This is a genomic window from Microbacterium sp. NPDC087868, assembly GCF_044900755.1.
GTDB classification, from domain to species: Bacteria; Actinomycetota; Actinomycetes; order Actinomycetales; family Microbacteriaceae; genus Microbacterium; species Microbacterium galbinum.
The window spans coordinates 139,869-166,852 of record NZ_JBJDNO010000003.1 but is presented as its reverse complement, the minus strand read 5'-3'; the positions used below and the strand labels follow the sequence as shown (position 1 = coordinate 166,852).

Genomic DNA, 26,984 nt, shown 5'->3' with positions numbered 1-26,984 from the left:
TTGTTCGGACGGCTCGCAAAAAAACGCGCCTATTCTTGACGGCATGTGTGGAATCGTCGGATACGTGGGCCCGCGCCCCAGCCAGGACATCCTTCTCGCCGGTCTCGCCCGCCTCGAGTACCGCGGATACGACTCCGCGGGCGTCGCGGTCATCGACGGCGACGGAGCGCTCGGCATGCGCAAGAAGGCGGGCAAGCTCAGCGCTCTGCGCGACTCGCTCTCCGACGCCCCGCTGCCCGACGGCACGACCGGTATCGGTCACACCCGCTGGGCCACCCACGGCGGCCCGACCGACGTCAACGCGCACCCGCATCTCGCCGACGACGACAAGCTCGCGCTGATCCACAACGGCATCATCGAGAACTTCGCGTCGCTCCGCGATGAGCTGGTCGCCGCCGGAGTCGCGTTCCGCAGCGAGACCGACACCGAAGTGGCCGCAGCCCTGCTCGGCCGCGAGTACGCGCAGAACGGCGGCGACCTGCAGCTCGCGTTCCGTAGCGTCGTCAACCGCCTCGAGGGCGCGTTCACCCTGCTGGCCGTGCACCAGGACCACCCGGGGCTCGTCGTGGGCGCCCGCCGCAACTCCCCGCTCGTGATCGGCCTCGGCGAGGGCGAGAACTTCCTCGGTTCCGATGTGGCCGCTTTCGTCGAGCACACCCGCCACGCGCTCGCGATCGGTCAGGACCAGATCGTGTCGATCACGCCCGACGCCGTCACCGTCGTCGACTTCGCCGGTACCCCGGTCGAACCCGAGCCCTTCGAGGTCTCGTGGGATGCCGCCGCCGCCGAGAAGGGCGGATGGGCGAGCTTCATGGCCAAGGAGGTCTCCGAGCAGCCCGAGGCCGTCGCCAACACGATCCGCGGGCGCATCCACGACGGCCAGGTCGTGATCCCCGAGCTCGACGGACTCGACGACCTCTTCCTCGGCATCAATCGCGTCATCATCACCGCGTGCGGCACCGCCTCGTACGCGGCGCTCGTCGGCAAGTACGCGATCGAGCAGTGGGCCCGTGTCGCCGTCGACGTCGAGCTCGCGCACGAGTTCCGCTACCGCGACCCGGTGATCGGCGCCGACACCCTCGTCGTCTCCATCAGCCAGTCGGGCGAGACGATGGACACGCTCATGGCAGTCAAGTACGCCCGCGAGCGCGGCGCACGCACGCTGTCGATCTGCAACACGCAGGGCGCGACGATCCCGCGCGAATCGGATGCCGTCGTCTACACGCACGCCGGCCCCGAGGTCGCGGTCGCTTCGACCAAGGCCTTCTCGGCGCAGATCACCGCCCTCCTCCTGCTCGGTCTGCACATGGGGCGCGTGCGCGGCTCGGTCGCCGACGCGTCGACCGACGTCGACGAGCTCAGCGCCCTGCCCGACAAGATCGCCCGGGTGCTCGCCGATGAGAACGAGCACGTCTCCCAGCTCGCCGGGTGGATGGCCGACACGCGCTCGGTGCTCTTCCTCGGCCGCCACGTGGGTTACCCGATCGCGCTCGAGGGCGCGCTCAAGCTCAAGGAGATCTCGTACATCCACGCCGAGGGCTTCGCCGCCGGCGAGCTCAAGCACGGTCCGATCGCGCTCATCGAGCCCGGGCAGCCGGTGTTCGTGCTCGTGCCGTCGCCCCGCCACTCGGCGCTCGTGCACTCGAAGGTCGTCTCGAACATCCAGGAGATCCGCGCTCGCGGAGCCCGGGTCATCGTGATCGCCGAAGAGGGCGACGCCGCCGTGCTGCCCTTCGCCGACGAGGTCATCCGCATCCCGCTCGCCGGCGCGATGTTCGAACCGCTGCTCGCGGTCGTCCCGCTGCAGATCTTCGCGATGGCGCTCGCCACGGCAAAGGGGCTCGACGTCGACCAGCCGCGAAACCTCGCGAAGTCCGTCACCGTCGAATGAGCCGGGTTCGCGGTGCGCGGGTCCGACCGTGCGCCGCGAGTAGGCTGGAACCGTGATCATCGGGACCGGCATCGACCTCGTCGACATCCCGCGATTCGAGCGGACCCTCGAGCGCACCCCTCGTCTCCTGGAGCGTCTCTTCGCGCCCGCGGAGCGGAGCCTCCGGCTTCCGTCGCTCGCTGCCCGGTACGCCGCGAAAGAGGCGCTGATCAAGGCGCTCGGCGGCTCGGACGGCGTGCACTGGACCGAGATCGAGATCGCATCGGAGGAATCGGGGCGGCCGTACTTCGTGCTGGCGGGATCGACGGCCGACGTGATCGTCGAGCGCGGGATCGCGACCCTGCACCTCACGATGAGTCATGACGCGGGACTCGCGACCGCATTCGTCGTCGCCGAGGGAGGCCAGCCGTGACCGTTCCGTTCCGCGAGGCATCCGTCGATATCGATGCGATCGCCGACAACGTCCGCCACTTCCGCCGTCTGACCGGTGTGGAGGTCATCGCCGTCGTGAAGGCCAACGCCTACGGTCACGGAGCGGCCGCTGCCGCCGTGGCTGCACTGGCCGGCGGCGCGACGAGGCTCGGCGTCGCCGAGATCCCCGAGGCGCTCGAGCTGCGCCGGCAGGGGATCACCGCCCCGATCCTCGCGTGGCTGCACGCGCCCGGCGAGCGTTTCGACCGTGCGGCGGCCGAGAACATCGAGCTCGGCATCTCCTCGTTCGATCAACTCGAGGCCGCCGCGGCTGTCGCGAGCGTCGATCGCCCCGTCGCCGTGCATCTGAAGTTCGAGACCGGTCTGTCGCGCAACGGCATCGCCCCGGCGGACTGGGCACGGGTCCTCGCCGAGGCCGCCCGGCACGAACGCATCGGACGTCTGCGGGTGGTGGGACTCTTCAGCCATCTCTCCAACACGTCCCTCGACGACGATCGCGCAGCTCTGGCGAAGTTCGAGGAGGGGGTAGAGGTCGCGGCATCCTTCGACATCCATCCCGAGATCCGGCACATCGCCGCCACGGCCGCCGCGATCGACCGACCCGAGATGCGGCTCGATGCGGTGCGCATCGGGGTCGGTATCTACGGGCTCTCGCCGTTCGACGACCGCACCTCCGCCGAACTGGGCCTGCGTCCGGCGATGACGCTCCGCGGAGCCGTCGCCGCCGTGCGCCGGGTGCCCGCCGGTACCGGCGTCTCGTACGGCTACGACCATCGCACCGACCGCGACACGACTCTCGCGCTCGTGCCGCTCGGATACGCCGACGGCGTGCCCCGGCACGCGTCGGGTCGGCTGCCGGTCTCGATCGGCGGACAGCGTTTCACCAACGTCGGCCGCATCGCCATGGATCAGTTCGTCGTCGACGTGGGTGACACCCCGGTCTCGATCGGCGATGAGGTCGTGCTGTTCGGCGACCCCACGCTGGGTGTGCCCTCGGCCGCCGACTGGGCGGATGCCGCCGACACGATCAACTACGAGATCGTCACCCGCATCGGAGCGCGCGTTCCGCGGAGGACGACATGAGCGTCGATCCCGCCTTCCTCGGGCGCCGTGAGGTCGCCTCCTCCGACGACATGGAGCGCCTGGGCTTCCTGATCGGCGAGCAGCTCGAAGCCGGCGACCTGCTGATCCTCACAGGTCCCCTCGGCGCCGGGAAGACGACCTTCACGCGCGGCCTGGCCGAGGGGCTCGGTGTACGGGGGCCGGTGCAGAGCCCGACGTTCGTGATCGCACGCACGCACCCGTCGCTGGTCGGCCGAGCGCCGCTCGTGCACGTCGATGCGTACCGGCTCGGCTCCGGAGCCGAGCTCGACGACCTCGACCTCGATCTCGCGCGATCGGTCGTCGTGGTCGAGTGGGGACGCGGCATGGCGGAGGACCTCGCCGATGCCTGGTGGGACATCGAGCTCGAGCGTCCCGTCGGCGATGACGGCGGCGAGATCGATCCGGCCGAGCTCGACGCCGATGCGCCGCGCTACTTCACCATGACGCGCATCGAGGCCTGAGTCCCCTCGCTCCCGGCGCGACAGCCCGGCCGACGGCCACCCGTGAACGGCGACTACCCTGGAGAGGTGATTCTCGCCGTCGACACCTCCCTGGGCAGCGCCGTCGCGCTGATCGATCCCGACGGCGCGTGCCGCGCCGAGGCGGGCACGAGCGACCCGCTCGGGCACGCCGAGGTGATCGGCGACCTGCTCGTCGAGGCGCTGGCCGCGTCGGGTGGTGACGACGTCTCGCACGTCGTCGCGGGCATGGGCCCCGGCCCCTTCACCGGGCTCCGCATCGGGATCGCCGCCGCCCGGGCTTTCGCGCTCGGTCGTGGCATCCCGGTGATCCCCGTACCCAGCCATCACGCGGCGGCGCTCACGGCGATCGAGACGGATGCCGTCACCGGGCCGTTCGCGATCGTCACCGACGCGCGACGACGCGAGGTCGCGATCACGGTCTTCGACGGCGTCGATGCCGACGGACTTCCGCGCGTGCTCGCCGACACCGTGCTCGTTCCGGTCGTCGACGCTGACGCGCACCTCGACGGTATCCGCCGGATCGACGTCGCCGCGCTGTCGGCCGTCGATCTCGCTCGCGTCGGCGCCCGCGCTCACGCCGCCGGTCGCGAACTCGCAGGCGCCGAGCCCCTCTACCTCCGCCAGCCCGACGTGAAGCAGCCGGCCGCCCCGAAGCGGGTGGGGCTGTGACCCTGCGCGATGCGACCGCCGCCGACCTCGACGCGATCATGGGGATCGAGCGGCGTTCGTTCCCGACCGACGCGTGGAGCGCCGAGGCGATGGCCGACGAACTGGTCAGCGAGCACGGGCGCTACCTCGTCGACGACGAAGAGGGCTCGGTCATCGGCTACGGCGGTGTGCGCGCGCTGCGCGGCAGTGCGGATGCCGACATTCAGACCATCGCGTTCGACGCCGACCATCGCGGGGCGGGGCGGGGACGGGCTCTGCTGCGCGCCCTGCTCGATGCCGCGCGCGAGCGCGGGGCGCGCGAGGTGTTCCTCGAGGTGCGAGCCGACAACCCGTCTGCGGAGGGGTTGTACCTCTCAGAGGGTTTCGAGGAGATCGGACGACGCCCCCGCTACTATCAGCCGGATGATGTGGATGCGATCGTGATGCGGCTCGTGCTGCGCAGGTCGCCGGGGAACGACTCCGGCATGGGGAGTGAGGTGAGCGCATGAGCGAACCGCTGGTGCTGGGGATCGAGACGAGCTGCGACGAGACGGGCATCGGGATCGTACGCGGACGCACTCTGCTGTCGAACACGATCGCCTCGAGCATGGACGAGCACGCCCGCTACGGGGGCGTCGTGCCGGAGGTCGCGGCCCGTGCGCACCTCGAGGCCCTGCAGTCGTCGATCGACGCGGCCTTGGCCGAGGCGGGCGTGGCTCTCGCCGACCTCGATGCCGTCGCCGTCACGAGCGGTCCCGGTCTCGCCGGCGCGCTCATGGTCGGTGTCGGGGCCGCCAAGGGGCTCGCGGTCTCGCTCGACAAACCGCTCTACGCGGTCAACCACCTCGTCGGGCACATCGCCGCCGACATCCTCACGGCCGATTCCGAACCTCTCGAGTACCCGACGATCGCGCTTCTCGTGTCGGGCGGGCACACCTCGCTCCTGCACGTTCGCGACCTCACGACCGACGTCGAACTCCTCGGGGAGACGATGGACGACGCGGCGGGAGAGGCGTTCGACAAGGTCGCCCGCCTGCTCTCGCTTCCGTACCCCGGTGGGCCCGAGATCGATCGGGCGGCCGTCGACGGAGACCCGAACGCGATCCGCTTCCCGCGCGGGCTGTCCCGCGCCTCCGACCTGGCGAAGCACCGCTATGACTTCTCGTTCTCGGGGCTGAAGACGGCGGTCGCGCGCTGGGTCGAGAAATGCGAGGCCGACGGCGTCGAGGTGCCGGTGGCGGATGTCGCGGCGAGTTTCCGCGAGGCGGTCGTCGATGTGCTCGTCACGAAGGCGCTCGCCGCCTGCGCGGACCTCGGGGTTCCCCGACTGCTGCTCGGCGGGGGCGTGATCGCCAATCGCCGCCTGCGCGACGTCGCCCTCGAGCGCGCAGCCGCGGCGGGCGTGACGGTACGCATCCCGCCGCTCTCGCTCTGCACCGACAACGGGGCCATGATCGCGGCGCTCGCCGCCGAGCTGATCTCCTCCGGCAAGCAGCCGTCCACGCTCGCCTTCGGCGCCGATTCGACGCTTCCCGTGACGGAGATCCAGGTCGCCGAGGCGGTCACCGTATGACCGACTCCACGGAGCCGACGCCCGCACCGGGGACGCCCACGCCTTCACCGAGTCCGCGCATCGACCGGCCGAGCAGCGAGGTCGAGAGCCCGGCAGGTTCCGCACGACTGCCCGGAGCGCGTCGCGACGGATACACGCGGCTGCCGACCGGCCCCGTGGGCATCGAGCCCGTGGTCGTGAGCGGTCCGGATGCGGACGACCCCACGGGTCGCACCGCGTGGGCGCCCGCCGAGACCGAGATGGTCGTCGATGACGCCCGTCTCGCTCCGTGGGCGCTGCTCGCGGCGATCGTCGCCCTCGGCGCCTCGTTCTTCGTCGGCTGGGGCCTGCCGGTGGGGGTGGTCGCGATCATCGCGTCGATCATGTCGTTGCGCCGACCGGTCGAGAGTCGGGGGATGGGGCGCTGGGCGCTCGTGCTCGGGCTGACCGCGACGGTGTACAGCCTGGGCTGGCTCGTCTGGGCCGGCATGCAGTTCGAGAGACTGGGCTGACGCCGGATGCTCGACGCCGAGGAAGCCGTCGAACTGCGCGCCCTGCAGGCGCGCGCGTACGGGCGCGAGGGCGGGCTGACGACCGCTGAGCTGGAACGTCTCGAGGAACTCGGTTCCCGTCGTGACCGGGACCCGCGTGTCGAGCATCCCTCCGGTCCGGATCCGGTCACGCCCGGCGGCGAGGTCGTTTCATCGGAGATCGACGCACACCCGCACGACCAGGAGAGCGCGGAGAATCCGTCCATCGACCGGCCCCGTCGGTCGGCGATACGACGGGCGATCACGATCGCGGTCGCGATCGTCGTGGTGTTCGGGATCGGCGCGGTCGCCGGCTGGCTGCTCACGAGGCCGGCCGAACACGTCATCGTGATCGGCGAGGCGCAGCAGCAGTGGCAGCAGCGCCTCGTCGACGGCGGCGAGTACGACGCCGGTTCGATCCGAGTCATGGCGGTCGAGGCCGACGTGGTCGTGTGGGCCGCGACGAAGGGGGACGGGGCCTCCACGTGCCTCGTGTTCAGTGATGGCGAGGTGTACCGACCCACGTGCAACGGCACGGATGCGGTGCGCTCCTCGGGGATGGATGCGGTGCTGACCGTCGACGTCGACGACGAGCTCAAGCGCCAGGTGTCGGCGCAACTGTTCCTGACTCTCGACGGACGCCCGGCGGTCATCGCGAACAGCTTCATCTACGGCGAGCCGGACGACTTCGGTACTTTCTACGACGCGGAAGAGACGAGGATCGCCGAGAACCTCGTGGCGCTCGGGTTCGAGCGGACGAGTCTCTGGATCACCGGGTACGACCGTGAGACTCCCATCTGGGCCGCCACGCGTACTGCAACCGGTGAGACGTGCGTGATCTACGACGGCTCCGACGAATCTCCGCTGTCGTTGTGCGATCCGATCCCGGCGGAGGAGACGGGCCCGCGGTCCCTGGTCTTCGAACGGCCCGACGAGGAGACCGGGGGCACGACCCGCATCTCGTACGCCTACGGGGCGGGGCCGTCGTATCTCGAGATCACCCGCGATCCCGCGCCGGGAAGCGTGGGATGAGCACCGACGAGGAACTGCGCCGTCTGCAGCGCAAAGCGTACGGACGTGCGGGGGGACTCACGTCAGAAGACGCTCGCCGTCTGCGCGACCTGGAGCAGGCGCACGCTGCGATCGTCCGTGAGGTCTCGCTTCCGATCCCTGACGCGAGGGAGACGGTCCCAGGTATGACGTCGCCCGCCCCGGCCCCGGCGTCCGATGGGCGGGCCGAGAGCGAACCGGCTCTCGAGGAGTTGCTCGGACCCGGACCGGAAGATGCCGATGCTGCGGCGAAGGATTCCGCGGACGCACGAGAACCGGAGGCGGCTCCGGGGACGCGCGCGGTGCTGCGTCGGCACTGGCGGTTCGTGACGGTCTCCGCAGCGCTGCTGCTCGCACTGGGGATCGGCATCGGCTGGGCCGTCTTCGCGCCGCCGTCCGATGCGATCGCGCTGACCGCGGAGCAGCAGGAGCGGCGCGCTCTCCTCGAAGACGAATCCGACTTCGACCCCGGCACACTGCGCGCGGTCGGGCAGGACGACGACTCCGGTGCGATCGTCTGGCTGGGCACCAAGGGCGAAGGGGATCTGACCTGCGCCGTCGTCGATGTCGACGAGGCGACGCAATCCCAGTGCCAGCGCACGTCCGATTTCCAGAACGTCGGAATCAACGTCGCGGTCATGCGCCCCGGCGAGACCGTCGACGAGGTGACCGCCGTCTTCACGACGATCAATGCGTACATCGTGGTCGCCACCGACGGGGATCCGATCGCATCGATCCAGCAGTGGGACTCGTCGTCATCGATCCTCGCCCAGTTCGTCGGCGACGAGCGCACGCGGGCGGAGGAACTCGTCGCGCAGGGCTTCGAGATGAACCTGAGCGTCGTCGGCTACTTCCGAGACGAGCCGGTCTGGATGGCGAATCGATACGGCGAGACGGTCGAGCCCGAGGCCTGCCTGATCGTCGATGCCGCACAGCTCGATGCGGTCTGCCTGCCCTCCACGACGGCGATCGACGTCGGCCTGTCCACCTTCGTGTCGGACGACGGATCGGGTTCCGGGCCCGGCTCGTCGCTCACCCTCGCCTTCACCGCGAGCCAGACGCCCTACCTGACGATCACCGAAGCCCGAGCCGGCTGACCTACTCGGCGGCCGACACCCGGTCGGCGAGGATCGCGCGGCGCTGGTCTCCGACCCGCACCAGGATCAACGTGGCCGAGGCACCACCGCGCAGCGTGAGCTTCTTGCGGAACTGCGCCGGGTCGATATCGACTCCGCGCTTCTTGATCTCCAGCGTGCCGATGTCGTTCGCCTTGAGCACGGCATTGATCGCCTTCGGGTTCGCGGCCATCGTCTCGCGCACCCGGAAGGACTGCACGAAGGGGCTGGTGAGCGCGGCATCCGAGGTCAGGTAGGCGATCTTCTCGTCGAGCATGCCGGCATCGAGGCTGCGGGCGACGTCGCCGATCAGACGAGCCCGGATGACCGCTCCGTCGGGTTCGTGCAGGAAGGCGCCGAGCGGGCGCACCTCGGCGTCGACGGCGTCGGCGCCGGCGGTGAGTTCGTGCGAGCGCTCGCCGCGGATCACGAGCGCGGCGCGGCGCACGCCGGCCCGAGCAAGAGCCCCGGTCCAGAGCACGAGTTCGACCACGCTGCCGTCGGCGCTGACCCACTGGGCCTCGGCATCGGCCGGCAGCGCATCGCGATCGTGCGCGGGGCCGAGCTTGATCCCGGTCGGCACGCGGGACGCGAGCGCGAATGCCCAGTCCAGCGAGGGGGAGTAGTCGTCGGGTGAGACGCGACGGGTCTCGCTGTGCCCGGCCGTGCGCCGGGCGGGGTCCATCCACACCGCGTCGCGCCCGTCGAGGTCGGCGCTCTCGGCGGTGCCGTGCTGCACGGTCGCGCTCTCACCGAACGGGGCGAGGTTGTACGCCGCGATCGCCGCGGTCACCGGGTCGGCGTCGACCGCGAGCACATCGAGACCGGCTCCGGCGAAGGCGAGGGCATCGCCGCCGATCCCGGAGCCGAGGTCGGCGATGCGGGTCAGCCCGGCGCTGCGCATGCGCTGGGCGTGGCGGGCGGCGACGCCGAGACGTGTGGCCTGCTCGAGGCCCGCGCGGGTGAACAGCATCCGCTCGGCGAACGGTCCGAACTTCGCTCCTGCCTTCGCACGCAGGTGCGCCTGGCCGACCACGGCCGAGACGAGTTCGGGGGAGTGTCCGTCGGCCCGCAACCGCGACACCGCGCGCGCGACCCCGTCCGTCGACTCGACGCTGCCGAGCGCATCCAGCAACTCCAGCCCGACGGGGGTCAGCAGCGCTTGCAGCTCAGACATCTCCACTCGCACAGCCTACGCGGGCGGCGCGGCTGGCACTCGCGTTGCATGAGTGCCAGCGAAGCGCCTACACTGGCGTTAGCACTCTCGGGTTGAGAGTGCGAACAAGTCTTTCGTGTCAGCGTCAAGAAAGAAGAGGTAGACCGTGTCGGTTTCCATCAAGCCGCTCGAGGACCGCATCGTCATCAAGCAGGTCGAGGCCGAGCAGACCACCGCGAGTGGCCTGGTCATCCCCGACACCGCCAAGGAGAAGCCCCAGGAGGGCGAGGTCGTGGCGGTCGGCCCCGGTCGCATCGACGACAACGGCAACCGCGTTCCGCTCGACGTCGCCGTCGGCGACCGCGTGCTCTACAGCAAGTACGGCGGCACCGAGGTCAAGTTCGGTGCGGACGAGTTCCTCGTCCTGTCGGCTCGCGACGTCCTGGCGGTCGTCGTCCGCTGATTCAGCGTTCCCGAGAAGGGGCCCGGATGCTTCGGCATCCGGGCCCCTTCTTCGTCAGCGCGAGGCGGAGTCGTCGCGCCCGCGCCGTCGGAGCGACGATGGTCGGGGAAGTCGCAGCGCACGCGCCACGGACGTGAGGCGCGATCCGATCTTCCACGACGTGCTCGTCTCGATCTCGTGCAGCCGTGCGCCTGCCCCCCCCCGGGAAGAAAGCGCAGCATCCGCCACGCGGCATCCGATTCCTGCCGAAATCATCCGGCAGGCCACGGAACCGCCAGTGGATGCGCACCGCGGGCATAGTGTTGTGCGGTGAGTTCCGTCCCCCGCGCTTCGTCGAGCCAGACCTCCGGAGTCGCGTACGCGGGCGGTGCCTATCTGCTGTGGGGCGTGCTGCCGCTGTACTTCCTGCTTCTCGTGCCCACGGGGCCGTGGGAGGTCGTCGCCTGGCGGGTGCTGCTGTCGTTCGTCTTCTGCCTCCTGCTCCTCACCGTCATGCGGGGCTGGACCTCGTTCCTGGCGATCATCCGGCGGCCGAAGCTCCTCGGCTGGACGGCGCTCGCGGGCCTGCTCATCTACGTCAACTGGCAGGTGTTCCTCATCGGCACCCTGACGGGCAACGTGGTCGAGACGAGCCTCGGATACTTCATCAACCCGATTACGACGGTGCTCCTGGGCGTGTTCGTGCTGCGCGAGCGGATCCGCCGGCTCCAGTGGGCGGCGATCGGGATCGCCTCGGTCGCCGTGGTCGTGATCATCGTGGCCCACGGCGAGTTCCCGTGGATCGCCCTCTCGCTGACGGCCTCCTTCGGTCTGTACGGACTCATCAAGAAGCAGATCGGACCGGCGGTGGATGCCGTCAGCGGTCTGACCCTCGAGTCCTTCTGGTTGATCCCGATCGCCGTCGTGCAGCTCATCCTGGTGGCTCAGACCCCGGCGGGCCTCACGATGGGCGTGAACGGCGGATGGCACGCAGTGCTCTTGGCCTGCGCCGGGATCGCGACGGCCGTGCCCCTGCTTCTGTTCGCCGCCGGTGCGCGCCGGATCGATCTCACCGTCATCGGGATGATCCAGTTCATCACCCCGGTGATGCAGTTCGTCATCGGCGTCGTCTTCCTCCACGAGCCCATGCCGGCCGAGCGCTGGGCCGGTTTCGTGATCGTCTGGATCGCGATCGTCGTGTTCGTGATCGACCTGCTGCTCGCCGCGCGACGAGGGCGAAGGACCGCTCCCACGCCCATCGTCTGAAACCGGTATTCCACCGCGTAGCGGATCGTTAACGCACCGAAACACTTGCGACCCCTACGGAGCGCTTCTGCGCCCTAGGGTTAGAGCACTCGACTGTGGTCACGTCCACTCTCAGTTACGCAAGGGAGCATTATGAAGGCACTGAAGGGTTCGCGCACCGCGAAGATCTTCGCAGGCATTGCGCTTGTCAGCGCGTCTGCCCTCGTCATCGCGGGTTGCAGCAGCACCCCGTCCGATGACTCGTCCGACGGCGGCGCGCCCGCCACCGATCTCACCCTCAAGCTCGGCTCGCTGCTGCCGAAGACGGGGTCGCTGGCATTCCTGGGACCGCCCATGGAGTCCGGTGTCGGACTCGCGGTCGAGGAGGTCAACGCGGCGGAGGCCGGCATCACCATCGACCTCACCGCCGAGGACGAGGGCGACACCGACACCAAGGCGTACGAGACGTCGATCGAGAAGCTGCGCAACGCTGACGTCAGTGCGATCGTCGGTGCGGCCGCCTCCGGTGTCTCGAAGCTGGTGCTCGACGGAAACGTGAGCGCGGGGATCCTCCAGATCTCGGCGTCGAACACGTCCCCCGACTTCACCGCCTGGGAGGACGACGGACTCTACTTCCGCACCGCTCCCAGCGACCTGCTGCAGGGTGAGGTGCTCGGCAACCTGATCGCCGAGGACGGCGCCAAGACGCTCGGCATCATCTACCAGAACGACGCCTACGGCACCGGCCTGAACGACGCGCTCACCACGACGTTCGAGGGCACCGGCGGCGAGGTCGTCGAGTCGGTCTCGTTCAACGTCGGCGACGCGCAGTTCGATGCGCAGGTCGAGTCGATCAAGGCGCAGAACCCGGACGCCGTCGCGATCGTGTCGTTCGAGCAGTTCAAGACCATCGCGCCGCTGCTGGTGAACGCCGGCATCTCGGCCGACAAGTTCTACATGGTCGACGGCAACCTGTCCGACTACGGCGACGAGATCTCGGTCTCGCTCGAGGGCGCGCAGGGCACGAAGGCGGGCCCTGCACTCGAGGACGACTTCACGGATCGCCTGCAGGCGTCGTGGACGGCTGCCGGCAACCCCGAGGTGAAGGACTTCACCTACGCGGCCGAGGCCTACGACGCCGTGATCCTGGTGGCGCTCGCGTCGCTCGCGGCCGGTTCGACCGAGGGCGCCGACATCGCGGCCAAGATGCAGGAGGTCTCGGGCGGTTCGGGCGACGGTGAGAAGTGCACCAGCTTCGCCGAGTGCGCCGAGATCATCAACGACGGCGGCACGGCCGACTACGACGGCTACTCCGGCGACGTGACGTTCGACGAGAACGGCGACCCGCAGGGCGCCACCATCGGCATCTACAAGTACGTCGCGGGCAACACCATCGAGCGCACCAACTGATCGAATCGATGAGTTGATCGACCGATCACTCGGAAGGCCCCGGATGCTCGCATCCGGGGCCTTCTTCGTGCGGGCAGGTAGCCATGAATGCACCGCCGTGCGGCATGCGAAAGGGGCGGGATGCCGAAGCATCCCGCCCCTCGTCGCAGCGCTCAGGCGACGTCGTCGGCGAGCGTCCCGAGGTACAGTCCGATGACCTTGGGGTCGCTCAACAGCTCGCGCCCGGTGCCTTCGTACGCGTCCTTGCCCTGGTCGAGCACATAACCGCGGTCGCAGATCTGCAGGCAACGGCGAGCGTTCTGCTCGACCATGATCGTCGTCACACCCGCCTTGTTGATGTCGGAGACGCGGATGAACGCGTCGTCCTGACGCACGGGGGAGAGGCCGGCCGAGGGCTCATCGAGCAGCAGCACCGACGGGTCCATCATGAGCGCCCGCGACATCGCGACCATCTGCCGCTCACCGCCCGAGAGCGACCCGGCGCGTTGCTTGAGACGCTTACCCAGCTCGGCGAAGATGCCGGTGACGAACTCGAGGCGCTCCGCGTAGATCTTGGGGTTCTGGTAGAGCCCCATCTGCAGATTCTCCTCGATCGACAGCGAGGGGAAGACGTTGTTCGTCTGCGGCACGAAGGCCACCCCGCGCTTGACGAGCTTGTCGGCCTTGAGGCCCACGATGCTCTCGCCGTTCAGCGTGATCTCTCCACCGCGCACGTTGACGAGGCCGAACATCGCCTTGAGCAGCGTCGATTTGCCGGCGCCGTTCGGGCCGATGATGCCGATCAGCTCGCCCTGACGCGCGACGAGATTCGCGCCGTTGAGGATGTTCACGCCGGGAAGGTAGCCCGCGTGGACGTCCGTGAGTTCGACGACCACCTTGTCTTCGCTCATGCGTTGTCCTTCGTGTCGGAGTCGACGGGATCCGTCGCCTCGAGCTCTGCCTCTGCCTCGGCCTCGATCTGTTCGCGGATGCGCGCAGCCTCGGCGTCGGCGACGACCGGAATGCGACCGGTGACGGCACCGAGGTCGACGTCCTGGTGGGCGCCGAGGTACGCGTCGATGACCGCGGGGTCGTCCATCACCTGGTCGGGCGGGCCTTCGGCGACGACGCGGCCCTCGGCCATGACGACGACCCAGTCGGCGATGTGGCGCACCATGTGCATGTCGTGCTCGACGAAGAGCACGGTCATGCCCTGATCCTTGAGGTCGAGGATGTGGTCGAGCAGCGACTGGGTGAGGGCCGGGTTCACGCCGGCCATCGGCTCGTCGAGCATCACCAGCGTCGGGTCGCTCATGAGCGCCCGGGCCATCTCGAGGAGCTTGCGCTGACCGCCCGAGAGCGCGGCGGCGAAGTCCTTCTCCTTGGCGTCGAGCTTGAAGCGCGCGAGCAGCTCACGCGCCTTGCCCTCGATCTCGGTGTCCTGCGCGCGCCAGAGGAAGGGGAACAGGCTCGACCAGAAGCCCTCTCCGCGCTGCCCGGTGGCCCCGAGCTTCATGTTCTCGAGGACCGTGAGCAGCGACAGCGACTTCGTGAGCTGGAACGTGCGCACCTGACCCATGCGGGCCACCTTGAACGACGGGATGCCCGACAGGTTCTTGCCGTCGAACGACCAGGTGCCGCTGTTGGGCCTGTCGAAACCGCAGAGCAGGTTGAAGAGAGTGGTCTTGCCGGCGCCGTTCGGTCCGATGAGCGCCGTGATGGCGCCGCGGGGGATCTCGAGGTGCTCGACGTCGACGGCGGTCATGCCGCCGAACCGCCGCTGCACCGCGTCGACGACGAGGATCGGGTCGACCTTGGCGACGCCGGGCTTGACCTCGCCCTTCGTCAGACCGGTGGTCTTCGGACGCTTGATGCTTCCCGTCGCCGGCGCGGCGGCCGGCTCGGGGGTCAGTTCACTTGACAAAGGTCATCTCCCTCTTGTCTCCGAGGATGCCCTGCGGGCGGAAGATCACGAGCAGCATGAGTGCGACGCCGACGACGATGTAGACGACGGTCGCCGCCTGCTTGTCGGTCATCGGCAGCAGACCGGCATTCGCCAGCTGCGGCAGGAGGCTCGCGAGGAACGCGTTGACCACCCAGAACAGGACCGCTCCGAGGGTCGGGCCGAACACGGTGGCCGCACCGCCGAGCAGGAGGATCGTCCAGAGGAAGAACGTCAGCGACGTCGAGTAGCTGCCGGGGACGACCGCCGACGGGAGGACGAAGACGATTCCGCCTGCCGCACCGAGCACACCGCCGACGACCAGCGCCTGCATCTTGTAGGCGAAGACGTTCTTGCCGAGCGAACGCACGGCGTCCTCGTCCTCGCGGATGCCCTTGAGCACGCGCCCCCAGGGGCTGCGCATCAGCGCCCAGACGAGGAGCACGGCGAGGGCGAGCACGATGAGCCCGAACACGCGGTTCCACAGGTCGTTGGCCGTGTACGTCCACGGGCCGAACCCGTAGGTTCCCGGGGGGAACGGGTTCGCATCGCGGAAGCCGCCGTTGTACTGCGCGAGGCCGTCGGCGGAGTTCGTGAACTCGTCGAAGACCTGCGTGGTGAAGAGCAGGCGCACGATCTCGCCGGCTGCGATCGTGGCGATGGCCAGGTAGTCGGCGCGCAGACGCAGGGTCGGGATGCCGAGGAGCACGGCGAAGAGCGCGCCACCGAGCAGGCCGATGAGCATGCCCACGAACCACGGCAGCCCGAACGAGAGCACGGAGATCGCGTAGCCGTAGCCGCCGATGGCCATGAAGGCCGCCATGCCGAAGTTGAGCAGTCCGGCGTAACCGAAGTGCACGGCGAGACCCGTGGCGGCCAGCGCGTATGCCAGCGTGATGGGGCTGAACAGGTAAGCGGCCGTGTTGGTGAAGATGGATCCGAAGTCCATGATGATCAGCCCAACCTTTCCTTGCGGCCGAGCAGGCCCTGCGGTCTGACGAGAAGGATCACGATGAGGATGACCAGCGCGCTCGCGTACTTCAGGTCGGAGGGGATCCAGAGGGTCGACACTTCGACGGCCATACCCACGATGAGCGAGCCGACGAGCGCGCCGAAGGCGGTGCCGAGACCGCCGAGCGTGATCGCGGCGAAGATGAGCAGCAGCATCTGCATGCCCATGTTCCAGGTCACTCCGGGGCGGAAGTAGCCCCAGAGCACGCCCGAGATCGCGGCGAGCGTTCCGGCGAGGATCCAGACGTACCGGACGACCCGGTCGACATCGATGCCGGATGCCGCGGCGAGCTGCGGGTTGTCGGAGATCGCCCGCGTGGCCTTGCCGACCCGAGTGCGAGTGAGGAAGAACGCCACCCCGATGATCACGACGATGCTGACGCCCATCGCGATCATGTCGATGTACGACAAGGAGATGGGTCCGAGCCGGATGGGCTCGGGGCTCGCGCCTGGGAGCTGGTAGGTGCCGCCACCGATCATGTACTGGAAGAGGTAGCGGAGCGCGAGCGAGAGGCCGATGCTGACGATCATCAGCTGCACGACTCCCAGCCCGCGACGCCGCAACGGACGCCAGAGACCGGCATCCATGGCCCAGCCCAGCAGACCGCCGGCGATCACGGCCGCGGCGATGCCGAGCCACGGAGGAAGCATCCAGAGGGAGGTCGTCACGACTCCGACGAGCCCGCCCCAGGTGACCATCTCGGCGTGTGCGAAGTTCGACAGTCGGGTCGTGCCGTAGATGAGCGCGGCGCCCATCGACGCGAGTGCGAGGAGCAGGCCGAAGTTCAGGCCGCCCACGAGGCGCGAGGCCAGCTGGTCGATGAAGCTGACGGTGATGCGCTCGCCCTCGCCGAGGAAGAGGTTGAGGATCTTGGTTCCGGTGAGACCGAACTCCACCTCGAACGACGCCGTCGTGCCGGAGATCGGCTGCGTGCCCTCGGGGAGGAGCGACGCGTTGACGATCACACCGTCGGGGAGCGTCTCCTCGTTCACCGTGATCGTGTACGTCTCCTTCTCGGGCACGTACAGGCGCCACTTGCCCTCGGCATCCGTCTCGGTCTCACCCTCGAAGCCGCTGCCGGAGACCGAGAGCTCGACGCCCTCGACCGGCTCGTCGTCGAAGGTGATGACCCCGCCGAAGTAGAAGTCGGTGACCTCTTGACCGTCGTCTGTCGTCTCTGCCGAGGCGGCGAGCGGCGGCTGCATGAGGATCGCGCCGAGTGCGAGCAGCACTCCGATGAACGCGACCAGCCACGGCTTCTTCCGGTGGACGGCGATTGTTGTGGATCCCACGCAACCTCCAGGGTGAGTGCACCTTCGCACAGACTTCGACCGTCTCGGGTTGGACGACGCACTTGACTGTAGTGGGCGATCTGCGTTTCGCCTACACCTTTAATCTGATCGAAATGAGAGCGGTACCAATACACCGGTGGGCCGATCAGGCTCGTCACGGTGCCCGGCTCCGGGAATGTTCTCGGCCGCTCTCCGCTTAGAATCTTCATACGGTTTCCCGGCCGGATCCGGCCGGCCCCACGAACTCGGCGTCGCGCGACACGCGCAGGAGGAGCATCCATGGAACAGCACGATCCCTTCGGTTTCGTCGGACTGACGTACGACGACGTCCTGCTGCTTCCCGGGCACACGGATGTCATCCCCAGCGAGGCCGACACCTCCTCGCGAGTGACGCGTCGCATCTCGGTCGCCACTCCTCTTCTCTCCAGCGCGATGGACACCGTCACCGAGGCGCGCATGGCGATCGCGATGGCGCGCGAGGGCGGCATCGGCATCCTGCACCGCAACCTCTCGATCGCCGATCAGGCGTCGCAGGTCGACCGCGTCAAGCGCAGCGAGTCGGGCATGATCACCGACCCGATCACCACGACCCCCGACGCGACCGTCGAAGAGGTCGACGCGCTGTGCGCCCAGTACCGCATCTCGGGCCTGCCCGTCGTCGACGGCGACGGCCGTCTGGTCGGCATCATCACGAACCGCGACATGCGCTTCGTCTCGGGCTTCGAGCGCCAGTCGACCCTCGTGAAGGACGTCATGACGTCGGAGGGGCTCGTCACCGCATCCGTCGGCGTGGCCGCCGGCGAGGTCATCGCCCTCTTCGCGAAGCACCGCGTCGAGAAGCTCCCCCTGATCGACGCCGACGGCAAGCTCGCCGGACTCATCACGATCAAGGACTTCGACAAGAGCGAGAAGTACCCCCTCGCCACCAAGGACGACCAGGGTCGCCTGCGCGTCGGTGCGGCGATCGGCTTCTTCGGCGACGCGTGGGAGCGCGCCGAGGCGCTGCGCGACGCCGGTGTCGACGTTCTCGTCGTCGACACCGCCAACGGCCAGTCGCAGGGTGTCATCGATCTCGTCAAGCGCCTCAAGGCCGACGAGTCCTTCGCGCACATCGACATCATCGGCGGCAACGTCGCGACCCGCGAGGGTGCACAGGCGCTCGTCGACGCGGGAGTCGACGCGGTCAAGGTCGGCGTCGGCCCCGGCTCCATCTGCACCACCCGCGTCGTCGCCGGCGTCGGTGTGCCGCAGGTGACCGCCGTGTACGAAGCCTCCCTCGCCGCCCGCCCCGCGGGCGTGCCGGTGATCGCCGACGGCGGGCTGCAGTACTCGGGCGACATCGCCAAGGCGCTCGTCGCCGGTGCGGATGCCGTGATGCTCGGATCGCTCCTCGCCGGCACGGACGAGTCTCCGGGCGAGATCGTCTTCCAGTCCGGGAAGCAGTTCAAGCAGTACCGCGGGATGGGTTCGCTCGGTGCCATGCAGACGCGTGGCAAGCAGACCTCCTACTCCAAGGACCGCTACTTCCAGGCCGATGTCCCCAGCGACGACAAGCTCATCCCCGAGGGCATCGAGGGGCAGGTCCCGTACCGCGGACCGCTCGGCGCCGTCGCGTACCAGCTCGTCGGCGGTCTCCGTCAGTCGATGTTCTACGTCGGCGCCCGCACGATCGAAGAGCTCAAGACTCGCGGAAAGTTCGTGCGCATCACCTCGGCCGGGCTCAAGGAGTCGCACCCGCACGACGTGCAGATCGTCGTGGAGGCGCCCAACTACAAGAAGTGATCCGCTCGCGCGGATGAGGGGAGGGACGGATGCCGCGGCATCCGTCCCTCGTTCTCTGCGTGGCGTCGCGCGCCGTCAGGCGAAGGGCGTGTGCCACAATCGTGAGGAACCTGCTCGCCCTTTCCCGCGTGCTTCCGGTGGCGAACGCATCGGTGGTATACCGCCCCCAGCGGTCGGGAATCTCCCCAAGGAGAGCCGAATTGTCCGTAGATGCCATCCGCGTCCTCGTCGTCGATGACGACCAGGACGTCTCCCTGCTCGTGAAGACGGTGCTCGAGCGACGGGCCGGGTGCGTGGTCGACCTCGCCCCCGACGGTCTCGTCGCGGTCGAGAAGGTCGCCGAGATCCGCCCCGACGTCGTCATCACCGACATCGAGATGCCCGGATTGAACGGACTCGAGCTCCTGGCGGAGTTGCGTCGCAAGGTGCCGGCAGTGCCCGTCGTCGTCATGACCGCCCACGTCTCGGTGGAGTACGCGGTCTCGGCGCTCCGCGCCCAGGCCGACGAGTTCCTGACCAAGCCGCTGGACAACGCGCGTCTCGTCGAAGTCGTGCGCAACCTCGCCGAGGAAGGCCGCCGCCGTCGCGAGGAAGGGCGCCGCAAGGAGATCGTGCTCGCGGTCGGAGCCCATCCCGACGACGTCGAGATCGGCGTCGGGGGAGTGCTCGCCGCGCACGCCGCCGCGGGCGACGAGATCACCATCCTCACCCTGTCGCGAGGCGCGCGCGGGGGCGATGCCAACAGCCGTCAGAACGAATCGCTGGCCGCCGCCGAGCTGATCGGCGCCCGCCTGTTCCTCAAGGATCTGGTCGACACGGAGATCTCCGGTGGCGGGTCGACCGTGCGCCTGATCGAAGAGGTCGTGGAGCAGATCCAGCCCACGATCGTCTACACGCACTCCGCGCACGACCGTCATCAGGATCACCGCGCCGTGAACGAGGCGACCACGGTCGCCACCCGCCGCGTCGGCACGGTCGCCTGCTATCAGAGCCCCTCGTCGACGATCGACTTCCGGCCGACGCGTTTCGTGCGCATCGACGGCTTCGTCGACCAGAAGCTGCGCCTGCTCGACTGCTTCGGATCGCAGACCGCGAGCCGCGCCTACCTCGAGCCGGAGTTCGTGCGGGCGACCGCTCGGTACTGGTCGCGCTTCGGTGGCGGCGTGGCGGTGGAGCCGCTCGAGATCGTCCGCGAGACGGCGGCCTTCGTCGGCGCTCATGAGCTCATCCGACAGGAGGGCTGACGTGGCCCGCGTCCTCGTGACCGGAGCCGGAGGACCCGCCGGCGTCGCCGTCATCCGCTCGCTGCTGCGCCGACCGGAGCTGACGGTCTTCGCAGCCGACATGGACGGCTGGGCGGCAGGTCTCTACCTCGTGCCCGCCGAGCAACGGCGTCTGGTGCCGCCGGGCAAGGCCGACGACTTCGTGCCGGCTCTCGCGCAGTTGGTGGTCGACGACCGCCTCGACCTCGTGATCTCGACCGTCGACGTCGAACTCATCACGCTCGCCCGCCGGCGCGAGGAACTCGCCCCCGCCGTCCTCGCCGCGCCCTCGGCCGACACCCTCGACACCGCGCTCGACAAGCTGCTGCTCGCCGAGCGGTGCGCCCCCACCGGACGCGCACCGCGCACCGTGCTGGCCGGTCCCGACGCGCTCGCGATCGAGTGGGAGTTCCCCGTCTTCGCCAAGCCCCGCCAGGGTGCGGGGAGCCGCGGCATCCGCCTGGTGCCCGATCGGGCCGCGCTCGACGCGCTCCCGCTCGACGAGGGACTGATCGTGCAGGACTTCCTGCCCGGTGAGGAGTACTCGGTCGACGTCATCGCCGATGCCGCGGGGAGGGTCGTCGCCGCGGTGCCGCGCACCCGCGCGCGTGTCGACTCCGGCGTCGCGATCGCCGGGCGCACCGTGCACGATCCCGAGCTCGAGGAGACCGCCGCCGAGATCGCCCGGGCGATCGGGCTGGTGGGTGTCGCCAACGTGCAACTGCGCCGCGACCGCACCGGAGCCGCCGTGCTGCTCGAGGTCAACCCGCGATTCCCCGGCGCGCTGCCGCTCACGATCGCGGCGGGCGTCGACATCCCCTCGCTCGTGGTCGACCTGTTCCTGGGGGCCGAACTGCCCGAGCGGCTTCCGTTCCGGGAGCTCGCCTCGGTGCGCTTCCTCGAGGACATCGTGGTCGAGATCGATGACGTGCTCGTCTCGGAGCACGCCGGTCACCAGGAGGAAGCGTGAGCATCGGCATCCTCCGCGGCGATCACCACGTCCACTCCACCTTCTCCGACGACGCCGTCTCGACTCCCGAGGAGAACGTCGCGGCCGCCGTCGTCGCGGGCCTCGAGACCCTCCGCATCGTCGACCACGTGCGCCGCGACACCACCTGGGTGCCCGAGTACGTCTCCGCGATCGCGGCCCTGCGCGTGCCCGAGGGGCTGACCGTGCTCACGGGGGTCGAGGCCAAGATCCTCGACACCGCGGGCACTCTCGACATCCCCGAACTGCCTGCGGGGATCGATCGCATCCTGATCGCCGACCACCAGTTCCCCGGGGCCGACGGGCCCCTCGGCCCGACCGCCGTGCGCGAACGCATCGCCGACGGGTGGGCGACGACGGACGTGCTCGACGACTTCGTCGCCGGAGTCATCGCCGCGATGGAACGCCACCCGGGCAACCAGCTCGCCCACTGCTTCTCGCTGCTGCCGAAGATCGGTCTCGCCGAGAGCGACCTGGGCGAGGAGCGCCTCACGGCGTGGGCGCAGGCCGCCGCTCGCACGGGCACGCTCGTCGAGGTCAACGAGAAGTGGGGATGCCCCGAGCCCGCGTCGCTGGCCGCGCTCCGCGCCGCCGGTGCGGAGCTGGTGGCCTCCACCGACAGCCATGATGCCCGTGACGTGGGCCGGTACGCCCGCGTGCGCGACCTGCTCGGAGCGGAGGCGCTGCCGTGATCGACCAGCTCGAATGGTGGCAGACGGCGATCGTCATCGTGCTCATCCTCTGCATCCTCGTCGGCACGCTGCCCGTCATCAACACGGGGCTGCAGTTCCTCTCGCTGCCGATGCACGCGTTCCGCAACCACTACGGGAAGGCGGCCCCGCATCACCCGAACGTCGCGGTGATCATCCCCGCGTGGAACGAGGGGCTCGTGATCGGGCCCGCGATCGAACGGCTGCTGCAGCTGCAGTACCCGGAGGAGCGGCTGCGGATCTTCGTCGTGGACGACGCGTCCACCGACGACACCCCTGACATCGTGCGGGCCAAGGCGGCGCAGCACCCGGGACGCGTGGAACACCTGCGGCGCGAGGTCGGCGGACAGGGCAAGGCTCACACCCTCAATCACGGACTCGACATCGCCCTCGCCGACCCGTGGACCGAAGCCGTGCTGATCATGGACGCCGACGTCATCTTCGCCCGCGACGCACTGCGCAAGCTCACCCGGCACCTCGCCGACGAGAAGGTCGGCGCGGTGACCGCGTACATCGCCGAGGGCAGCCGCGATCGCAACTACCTCACCCGGTTCATCGGGGTCGAGTACATCATCGGCCAGCTCTCCGCCCGACGCACCCAGAACGTGCTCGGGGCGATCGCGTGCCTCGCCGGCGGGGCGCAGCTCCATTCGCGGGCGAACCTCGAGGCGATCGGCGGACGGATCCCCACCGGCACCCTCGCCGAGGACACCATGACCACCTTCGAGGGCCAGTTGAAGGGGCGGCGGGCGGTGTTCGAGCCCTACGCCGTCGTGCTGGCCGAGGAACCGCGCACGATCGACGCACTCTGGAAACAGCGTCTGCGGTGGGCGCGCGGCAACGTGCAGCTGACGTCGATCTACAAGCACCTGTGGTTCCGACCGAGCCCCGACCACCAGCTGGGCAGCTTCTCGTTCGGGCTCGCATGGTTCACGATCCTGCTGCTGCCCGCCTTCATGCTGGTCGCGGCGACCGCGCTCGTGATCCTGCTGATCTTCCACAGCGACATCGCGGAGTTCGTCTTCCGGTTCATGTGGATCGCGGCCGCGTGCATCTATCTGTTCTCGATGCTCTATTCCGTGCAACTCGACGGGCGCATCGGTCGGCACTCCTGGCGCGAGGCCATCATGTTCCCGGGCCTCGGCGCGCTCATCCTCATGGCCATCGCGCTTTTCCCCTGGGCGTTCGAAGACGCCGTGCTCGCCCTCGGCGGGTCGCTGAACGACGACACCCTCTTCGTCTGGGCCCTCGTCTTCTACCTCTGGGGCCCGATCTCGATGCTGGGCGTCTGGCTCGCCCGGGCCGTCGAGAAGCTGCCGGGCGGGCGGTTCTTCGCCGGCCTCCTGCTCTACATCTGCGGATACGGCTCGTTGCTGTGCGCCATCACCGTGGATTCCTACATCAAGGAGTGGCGTCGCGCCGACGCCTCTTGGATCAAGACCGAGAAGGTCGGACGGGTCGACTCATGACCGAGATGCCCACACCCCAGGCCGAGGCCGAGGAGATCGAGCAGGACGCACGCTCCGAGAAGCGGCTGATCTGGCAGGCGCTCGCCGCCATCGCCGTCGTCGTCGTGGTGGTCGTCGTCCGCGAGATGTTCCTCCGATGAGCGCACGCCCGTTGGCCCTCGTGGTCGAGGACGACCTCGACCAGATGTCGCTGCTGCGTCGTCATCTCGACCGCGAGGGCTTCGACGTGTTCTCCGCCGGTGACGCCGAGTCGGCGATCTCGGCCTTCCCGCACATCGACCCCTCGCTCGCGGTGCTCGATCTGCTGCTCCCGGGTATCTCCGGCACGGAGTGCGCGCGCCTGGTGCGGGAGACGTTCCCGCGGTGCTTCCTCGTGATCAGCTCCGTGCTCGACGTGGCGTCGTACCCGACGGCGGATGCCGCGCTCCCCAAGCCCGTGCGCGGGGCAGCCCTGCGCCGGGCCGTCGCGGGAGTCGACCGATGAATCGATACGAGTCCTTGGGCACGGCGGCCGCCCCCGCTCCCGTGCAGCGCGGGTGGCAGCGGTACTTCGACGACCCCACACCGCTCATGAAGCAGGGCCCCACGGCCATCGCCGTCGGCGTCGCAGGGCTGCTCGTGATCGCGGTACCCGGTATCCAGGCCACGAATCCGGCGGCGGCGATCGTCGGTATCGCTCTGGTGGGGCTCGTCACCGCACTCGCCGCGGTCCTCGCGGCACGGGGCGTTCACGACGGCTGGATCGTGCTCCTCATCCCCGCGGTGGACATCCTGGCCATCGGAGTGCTGCGTGTCGGCACAGGGGGAACCGCGTCGCTGTTCTCGTCGTTCGTCCTGCTCCCGGTGATCTGGCTCGCCGCCTCGCCGGGGTTGCGTCCGGTCTTCCTGATCGGGGTCCTGACGTCGATCGCTTTCCTGATGCCGATCGCGCTCGACTCGGCAGCCGGCGAGCTCGCCTGGCTCCGCGGCGTGATCAGCCCCCTCGTCTTCGCGGTGGCCGGGGCGATCGTCAACGAGCTCTCACGCCTCCAGCGTCTGCGCACCGCTCAAGCGGAGTCGCTCGTCGTCGAGCGCACGGCGGCGCTCTCGGCGAACCTTTCGATGGTCCAGCAGCTCCAGGCCAGCGAGAAGCAGTACCAGTTCCTCCTGGAGTCGTTCAGCAGCCTGTGGAGCTCGATCACCGCTCAGGCGGTCATCGCCACCGACCGCAAGGGCGTCGTGATCGCCTGGAATCCCGGAGCGGAGCGCCTCATCGGTCTGTCCGTCGACGAGGCGCTCGATGATGTGACCGTCAATCGCTTCTTCGATCCCTCGGCACTCGGCCTGTTCGCCGATCCCGCGACTCCCCGCTCGCTCGACGACCCGACCGGGATGCGCGCCCTGCTCGACGAGGTCGACGAGGGCCGCACGGTCGAAGCCGATGTCGACATGACCACCGCCGGCGGATCCAGCGTGCCCGTGCGTCTCACGCTGTCGCTGTACCAGGGGACGGATGGCGCACAGCGCGGCTATCTGCTCGTCATCACGGACGAGACCAAGGCCGTCGAGGTCGCACGCCTCAAGGACGAGTTCGTCGGCATGATCTCGCATGAACTGCGCACGCCGTTGAGCGCGATCATCGGGTTCCTCGACCTGCTGCAGAACGATCCGGAACAACCGTTGACCGCTGACCAGCAGGACTTCGTGGCCGTGATCGAGCGGAACGCGAAACGCCTTCTGAACCTTGTCGGCGACCTGCTCTTCACCGCGCAGGCGGAGTCCGGCCGATTCCCACTCGAGAAGGCGGAAACCGACCTGTCCGCTCTCGTGCGATCCGCCGTCGAGTCGTCCGGGCCGAACGCTCAGAAGAACGGCGTGGAGCTCCTCTCCGACATCCCGGCGGAACCCATCCGTCTCCTCGTCGACGCCGGCCGAATCGGTCAGGCGATCGACAATCTCCTGTCGAACGCGATCAAGTTCACGCCGAGCGGCGGACGAGTCACCGCGCGCCTGGAGATGCGCGAGGGCGAAGCGCGCATCTGCATCGAGGACACCGGTTTCGGGATCCCGGAGGAAGAGCAGGGGATGCTGTTCACTCGCTTCTTCCGCGCCTCGACGGCGACCCGGAACGCGGTGCCCGGAGTGGGGCTCGGGCTGACGATCACTCGCGCCATCGTTCAAGCGCACGGCGGGACCATGAGCATGAGCAGCGAGGTGGGGAAGGGAACCGAGTTCTGGTTCACTCTTCCGGTCGAGCTGCGCACGGAAGCGCTGCGTCTCGAGGGCCTGCGCAACGTCTGACATCCCGGTGAGGGGTCATGACTCGCCGCGTGCGGACGCCGTCCTGCGGCGTGTTCCGACCTCTCAGCTCACGTGGGGGAGCCGGAACGGCTCGGCGGCGCGCGCCGACTCGTCGAGCGCGAGATCCGCGAGCGTCGCCCCGATCCCGGTCGCGAACTTGAACCCGTGGCCCGAGAAGCCCGCTCCGACGACGATCCGGCCGCGTCGGTCGAGGACGAACGCGCCGTCGTCGGTCGAGGTGTACGTGCAGCTGATCGGCACCGCGCTCGCCGCGTCGAGTCCCGGCATCCACTCGCGCACGTAGCCGGCGAGAGTGTCGAGATGCGTGGGGACGTGCGGGCGGGCGTCGGGATCGACCTCGTCGCCCACGCGGTGGAAGCCGACCTTCACGCCCTCCCCGGGAGTGGGCATGCCGTAGACGGTCGCGGGGTACTCCGCCGGATCGACGTAGTGGTTGAACGACGGCCAGACGGCGTCGTCGACCGGCGCGAAGTGCGCGGGCGTCTCCTCGGTGACCGTGAGGCGGGGGAGCCCGAGCTCTCCGACCAGGTTCCGGCTCCAGGCGCCGACCGTGACCACCACGGTCTCGGCGCGCAGGTGCGAGCCGTCGGCGAGAGCGATGTCGATGCCCTCCCCGCGGTCGTCGATCGCGGCGACCGGCGTGCTCCATCGCACGTCGCCGCCCGCGGCGAGGATGCGGCGCTCGAACTCGATCAGGGCAGCGGATGCGCGCACGACGCCGGCGTCGGGCGACCACAGCGCGTCGTCGTCGAAGCGCATGCCGGCCCAGCGGCGGGCCGCCTCGCCTGCGGAGAGCACCTCGGCCGGGATGCCGCGCGCGGCCAGGCGCTCGTGGATCCGCCGCAGGTCGACATCACCGTGGGTGACGAGGCCGTGCAGCCGCAACAGGGGAGCCCCGCCGACGTCACCGAGCGAGTCCCACCCCTCCCGCGCACGCACGAGGAGGTCGAGGTAGTGATTCTCGTCGTAGGCGTTGTTGAAGTTGCGCGTGGCTCCGTGCGACGCCCCCTTGCGGTGGCCGCGGGCGAACCGCTCCAGCACGACGGGACGCTTCCCGCGTCGTGCGAGCTCCCAGGCGGTGGCGAGTCCCATGACCCCGCCGCCCACGACGACGACCGCTGCGGCATCCGCTCCCATGCATCCTCCCGATGTCGCTCCCAGTCTCCCAGCCATCGACCGCCTCCGCGCCC

27 protein-coding genes are annotated in these 26,984 nt (G+C 69.2%); 21 read left to right on the top strand and 6 right to left on the bottom strand.

From position 1 onward, the window contains the following. Positions 1 to 43: 43 nt before the first annotated feature. The 10 genes from glmS to ACI2JZ_RS10895 all read left to right on the top strand — a co-directional run bounded on the left by glmS (position 44) and on the right by ACI2JZ_RS10895 (position 8,786). Complete coding sequence (gene glmS / locus ACI2JZ_RS10940) at positions 44 to 1,891, top strand: glutamine--fructose-6-phosphate transaminase (isomerizing) (protein ID WP_247632761.1); 1,848 nt, start codon at positions 44 to 46, stop codon at positions 1,889 to 1,891. A 52-nt stretch (positions 1,892 to 1,943) separates the two neighbouring features. After that, entirely contained in the window at positions 1,944 to 2,303 is a 360-nt protein-coding gene (locus ACI2JZ_RS10935) for a holo-ACP synthase (RefSeq protein ID WP_247632760.1), read from the top strand. After that, positions 2,300 to 3,406: an alanine racemase gene (gene alr / locus ACI2JZ_RS10930; protein WP_404597520.1), complete on the top strand. Its 1,107-nt coding sequence runs from the start codon at positions 2,300 to 2,302 to the stop codon at positions 3,404 to 3,406. Before ACI2JZ_RS10935 ends, alr begins: the two co-directional genes overlap by 4 nt. Next, entirely contained in the window at positions 3,403 to 3,888 is a 486-nt protein-coding gene (gene tsaE, locus ACI2JZ_RS10925; protein WP_247955714.1) for a tRNA (adenosine(37)-N6)-threonylcarbamoyltransferase complex ATPase subunit type 1 TsaE, read from the top strand. Before alr ends, tsaE begins: the two co-directional genes overlap by 4 nt. A 66-nt stretch (positions 3,889 to 3,954) precedes the next feature. After that, on the top strand, positions 3,955 to 4,578 hold the full coding sequence (gene tsaB, locus ACI2JZ_RS10920) for a tRNA (adenosine(37)-N6)-threonylcarbamoyltransferase complex dimerization subunit type 1 TsaB (RefSeq protein WP_247623186.1): 624 nt from the start codon (positions 3,955 to 3,957) through the stop codon (positions 4,576 to 4,578). Further along, on the top strand, positions 4,575 to 5,066 hold the full coding sequence (gene rimI / locus ACI2JZ_RS10915; protein WP_404597519.1) for a ribosomal protein S18-alanine N-acetyltransferase: 492 nt from the start codon (positions 4,575 to 4,577) through the stop codon (positions 5,064 to 5,066). Before tsaB ends, rimI begins: the two co-directional genes overlap by 4 nt. Further along, positions 5,063 to 6,130, top strand: a complete 1,068-nt coding sequence (tsaD, locus tag ACI2JZ_RS10910; protein WP_404597518.1) for a tRNA (adenosine(37)-N6)-threonylcarbamoyltransferase complex transferase subunit TsaD — start codon at positions 5,063 to 5,065, stop codon at positions 6,128 to 6,130. Before rimI ends, tsaD begins: the two co-directional genes overlap by 4 nt. Next, positions 6,127 to 6,621, top strand: a complete 495-nt coding sequence (locus ACI2JZ_RS10905; protein ID WP_404597517.1) for a hypothetical protein — start codon at positions 6,127 to 6,129, stop codon at positions 6,619 to 6,621. Before tsaD ends, ACI2JZ_RS10905 begins: the two co-directional genes overlap by 4 nt. Positions 6,622 to 6,627: 6 nt before the next feature. After that, the gene (locus ACI2JZ_RS10900; RefSeq protein ID WP_404597516.1) at positions 6,628 to 7,671 is read left to right on the top strand and encodes a hypothetical protein; all 1,044 of its coding nucleotides are present in this window, start codon (positions 6,628 to 6,630) and stop codon (positions 7,669 to 7,671) included. Further along, entirely contained in the window at positions 7,668 to 8,786 is a 1,119-nt protein-coding gene (locus ACI2JZ_RS10895) for a hypothetical protein (RefSeq protein ID WP_404597515.1), read from the top strand. Before ACI2JZ_RS10900 ends, ACI2JZ_RS10895 begins: the two co-directional genes overlap by 4 nt. Position 8,787: 1 nt before the next feature. Here ACI2JZ_RS10895 and ACI2JZ_RS10890 read toward each other — a convergent pair whose 3' ends face one another. After that, complete coding sequence (locus ACI2JZ_RS10890; protein ID WP_404597514.1) at positions 8,788 to 9,981, bottom strand: SAM-dependent methyltransferase; 1,194 nt, start codon at positions 9,979 to 9,981, stop codon at positions 8,788 to 8,790. Between the two features lie 145 nt (positions 9,982 to 10,126). Between ACI2JZ_RS10890 and groES the strand changes: the two genes are divergently transcribed. The 3 genes from groES to ACI2JZ_RS10875 all read left to right on the top strand — a co-directional run bounded on the left by groES (position 10,127) and on the right by ACI2JZ_RS10875 (position 13,057). Beyond that, on the top strand, positions 10,127 to 10,423 hold the full coding sequence (gene groES, locus ACI2JZ_RS10885) for a co-chaperone GroES (protein ID WP_017203655.1): 297 nt from the start codon (positions 10,127 to 10,129) through the stop codon (positions 10,421 to 10,423). A gap of 309 nt (positions 10,424 to 10,732) precedes the next feature. Next, positions 10,733 to 11,668: an EamA family transporter RarD gene (gene rarD / locus ACI2JZ_RS10880; RefSeq protein ID WP_404597513.1), complete on the top strand. Its 936-nt coding sequence runs from the start codon at positions 10,733 to 10,735 to the stop codon at positions 11,666 to 11,668. Between the two features lie 132 nt (positions 11,669 to 11,800). Next, complete coding sequence (locus ACI2JZ_RS10875; RefSeq protein WP_247632748.1) at positions 11,801 to 13,057, top strand: ABC transporter substrate-binding protein; 1,257 nt, start codon at positions 11,801 to 11,803, stop codon at positions 13,055 to 13,057. A 152-nt stretch (positions 13,058 to 13,209) separates the two neighbouring features. Here ACI2JZ_RS10875 and ACI2JZ_RS10870 read toward each other — a convergent pair whose 3' ends face one another. The 4 genes from ACI2JZ_RS10870 to ACI2JZ_RS10855 are packed head-to-tail and all read right to left on the bottom strand — an operon-like array spanning position 13,210 to position 17,195. Then, a complete protein-coding gene (locus ACI2JZ_RS10870; RefSeq protein ID WP_247623176.1) occupies positions 13,210 to 13,947 on the bottom strand; it encodes an ABC transporter ATP-binding protein in 738 nt (245 codons plus the stop codon). Next, entirely contained in the window at positions 13,944 to 14,960 is a 1,017-nt protein-coding gene (locus ACI2JZ_RS10865; protein WP_372491560.1) for an ABC transporter ATP-binding protein, read from the bottom strand. Before ACI2JZ_RS10865 ends, ACI2JZ_RS10870 begins: the two co-directional genes overlap by 4 nt. Then, positions 14,950 to 15,927 carry a branched-chain amino acid ABC transporter permease gene (locus tag ACI2JZ_RS10860; protein ID WP_247623175.1) on the bottom strand — a complete coding sequence of 326 codons (978 nt, stop codon included), beginning with the start codon at positions 15,925 to 15,927 and terminating at the stop codon, positions 14,950 to 14,952. Before ACI2JZ_RS10860 ends, ACI2JZ_RS10865 begins: the two co-directional genes overlap by 11 nt. 5 nt (positions 15,928 to 15,932) lie before the next feature. Next, complete coding sequence (locus ACI2JZ_RS10855; RefSeq protein ID WP_404598115.1) at positions 15,933 to 17,195, bottom strand: branched-chain amino acid ABC transporter permease; 1,263 nt, start codon at positions 17,193 to 17,195, stop codon at positions 15,933 to 15,935. Positions 17,196 to 17,561: 366 nt separating this feature from the next. On the opposite strand from ACI2JZ_RS10855, the gene guaB reads away from it, so the two are divergent. The 8 genes from guaB (at position 17,562) to ACI2JZ_RS10815 (ending at position 25,773) form a co-directional block, all read left to right on the top strand. Continuing rightward, positions 17,562 to 19,064, top strand: coding sequence for an IMP dehydrogenase (gene guaB / locus ACI2JZ_RS10850; protein WP_247623174.1), 1,503 nt, complete (start codon positions 17,562 to 17,564; stop codon positions 19,062 to 19,064). Between the two features lie 200 nt (positions 19,065 to 19,264). Next, on the top strand, positions 19,265 to 20,308 hold the full coding sequence (locus ACI2JZ_RS10845; protein WP_404597512.1) for a response regulator: 1,044 nt from the start codon (positions 19,265 to 19,267) through the stop codon (positions 20,306 to 20,308). 1 nt (position 20,309) lies between these two features. Continuing rightward, entirely contained in the window at positions 20,310 to 21,296 is a 987-nt protein-coding gene (locus ACI2JZ_RS10840; RefSeq protein WP_247623172.1) for an ATP-grasp domain-containing protein, read from the top strand. Then, positions 21,293 to 22,006: a PHP domain-containing protein gene (locus ACI2JZ_RS10835; RefSeq protein ID WP_404597511.1), complete on the top strand. Its 714-nt coding sequence runs from the start codon at positions 21,293 to 21,295 to the stop codon at positions 22,004 to 22,006. The genes ACI2JZ_RS10840 and ACI2JZ_RS10835 overlap by 4 nt, the downstream gene beginning before the upstream one ends. Next, positions 22,003 to 23,493, top strand: a complete 1,491-nt coding sequence (locus tag ACI2JZ_RS10830; RefSeq protein ID WP_404597510.1) for a glycosyltransferase — start codon at positions 22,003 to 22,005, stop codon at positions 23,491 to 23,493. The genes ACI2JZ_RS10835 and ACI2JZ_RS10830 overlap by 4 nt, the downstream gene beginning before the upstream one ends. Further along, positions 23,490 to 23,633, top strand: a complete 144-nt coding sequence (locus ACI2JZ_RS10825; RefSeq protein ID WP_247623169.1) for a hypothetical protein — start codon at positions 23,490 to 23,492, stop codon at positions 23,631 to 23,633. The genes ACI2JZ_RS10830 and ACI2JZ_RS10825 overlap by 4 nt, the downstream gene beginning before the upstream one ends. Continuing rightward, on the top strand, positions 23,630 to 23,977 hold the full coding sequence (locus tag ACI2JZ_RS10820; protein WP_404597509.1) for a response regulator: 348 nt from the start codon (positions 23,630 to 23,632) through the stop codon (positions 23,975 to 23,977). Before ACI2JZ_RS10825 ends, ACI2JZ_RS10820 begins: the two co-directional genes overlap by 4 nt. Beyond that, the gene (locus tag ACI2JZ_RS10815) at positions 23,974 to 25,773 is read left to right on the top strand and encodes a sensor histidine kinase (protein WP_404597508.1); all 1,800 of its coding nucleotides are present in this window, start codon (positions 23,974 to 23,976) and stop codon (positions 25,771 to 25,773) included. Before ACI2JZ_RS10820 ends, ACI2JZ_RS10815 begins: the two co-directional genes overlap by 4 nt. A 63-nt stretch (positions 25,774 to 25,836) precedes the next feature. Here ACI2JZ_RS10815 and ACI2JZ_RS10810 read toward each other — a convergent pair whose 3' ends face one another. Then, entirely contained in the window at positions 25,837 to 26,967 is a 1,131-nt protein-coding gene (locus ACI2JZ_RS10810) for an FAD-dependent oxidoreductase (protein ID WP_404597507.1), read from the bottom strand. Positions 26,968 to 26,984 lie beyond the last annotated feature (17 nt).

Excerpts from the sequence above, each read along its gene's own strand:
- ACI2JZ_RS10875 (WP_247632748.1), top strand. The coding sequence starts at position 11,801 with ATGAAGGCACTGAAGGGTTCGCGCACCGCGAAGATCTTCGCAGGCATT.
- ACI2JZ_RS10825 (WP_247623169.1), top strand. The coding sequence starts at position 23,490 with ATGACCGAGATGCCCACACCCCAGGCCGAGGCCGAGGAGATCGAGCAG.
- glmS (WP_247632761.1), top strand. The coding sequence starts at position 44 with ATGTGTGGAATCGTCGGATACGTGGGCCCGCGCCCCAGCCAGGACATC.
- ACI2JZ_RS10810 (WP_404597507.1), bottom strand. The coding sequence starts at position 26,967 with ATGGCTGGGAGACTGGGAGCGACATCGGGAGGATGCATGGGAGCGGAT.
- ACI2JZ_RS10820 (WP_404597509.1), top strand. The coding sequence starts at position 23,630 with ATGAGCGCACGCCCGTTGGCCCTCGTGGTCGAGGACGACCTCGACCAG.
- ACI2JZ_RS10905 (WP_404597517.1), top strand. The coding sequence starts at position 6,127 with ATGACCGACTCCACGGAGCCGACGCCCGCACCGGGGACGCCCACGCCT.
- tsaD (WP_404597518.1), top strand. The coding sequence starts at position 5,063 with ATGAGCGAACCGCTGGTGCTGGGGATCGAGACGAGCTGCGACGAGACG.
- ACI2JZ_RS10895 (WP_404597515.1), top strand. The coding sequence starts at position 7,668 with ATGAGCACCGACGAGGAACTGCGCCGTCTGCAGCGCAAAGCGTACGGA.
- ACI2JZ_RS10900 (WP_404597516.1), top strand. The coding sequence starts at position 6,628 with ATGCTCGACGCCGAGGAAGCCGTCGAACTGCGCGCCCTGCAGGCGCGC.
- ACI2JZ_RS10870 (WP_247623176.1), bottom strand. The coding sequence starts at position 13,947 with ATGAGCGAAGACAAGGTGGTCGTCGAACTCACGGACGTCCACGCGGGC.
- guaB (WP_247623174.1), top strand. The coding sequence starts at position 17,562 with ATGGAACAGCACGATCCCTTCGGTTTCGTCGGACTGACGTACGACGAC.
- ACI2JZ_RS10890 (WP_404597514.1), bottom strand. The coding sequence starts at position 9,981 with ATGTCTGAGCTGCAAGCGCTGCTGACCCCCGTCGGGCTGGAGTTGCTG.
- ACI2JZ_RS10860 (WP_247623175.1), bottom strand. The coding sequence starts at position 15,927 with ATGGACTTCGGATCCATCTTCACCAACACGGCCGCTTACCTGTTCAGC.
- ACI2JZ_RS10855 (WP_404598115.1), bottom strand. The coding sequence starts at position 17,195 with ATGCAGCCGCCGCTCGCCGCCTCGGCAGAGACGACAGACGACGGTCAA.
- ACI2JZ_RS10815 (WP_404597508.1), top strand. The coding sequence starts at position 23,974 with ATGAATCGATACGAGTCCTTGGGCACGGCGGCCGCCCCCGCTCCCGTG.
- tsaE (WP_247955714.1), top strand. The coding sequence starts at position 3,403 with ATGAGCGTCGATCCCGCCTTCCTCGGGCGCCGTGAGGTCGCCTCCTCC.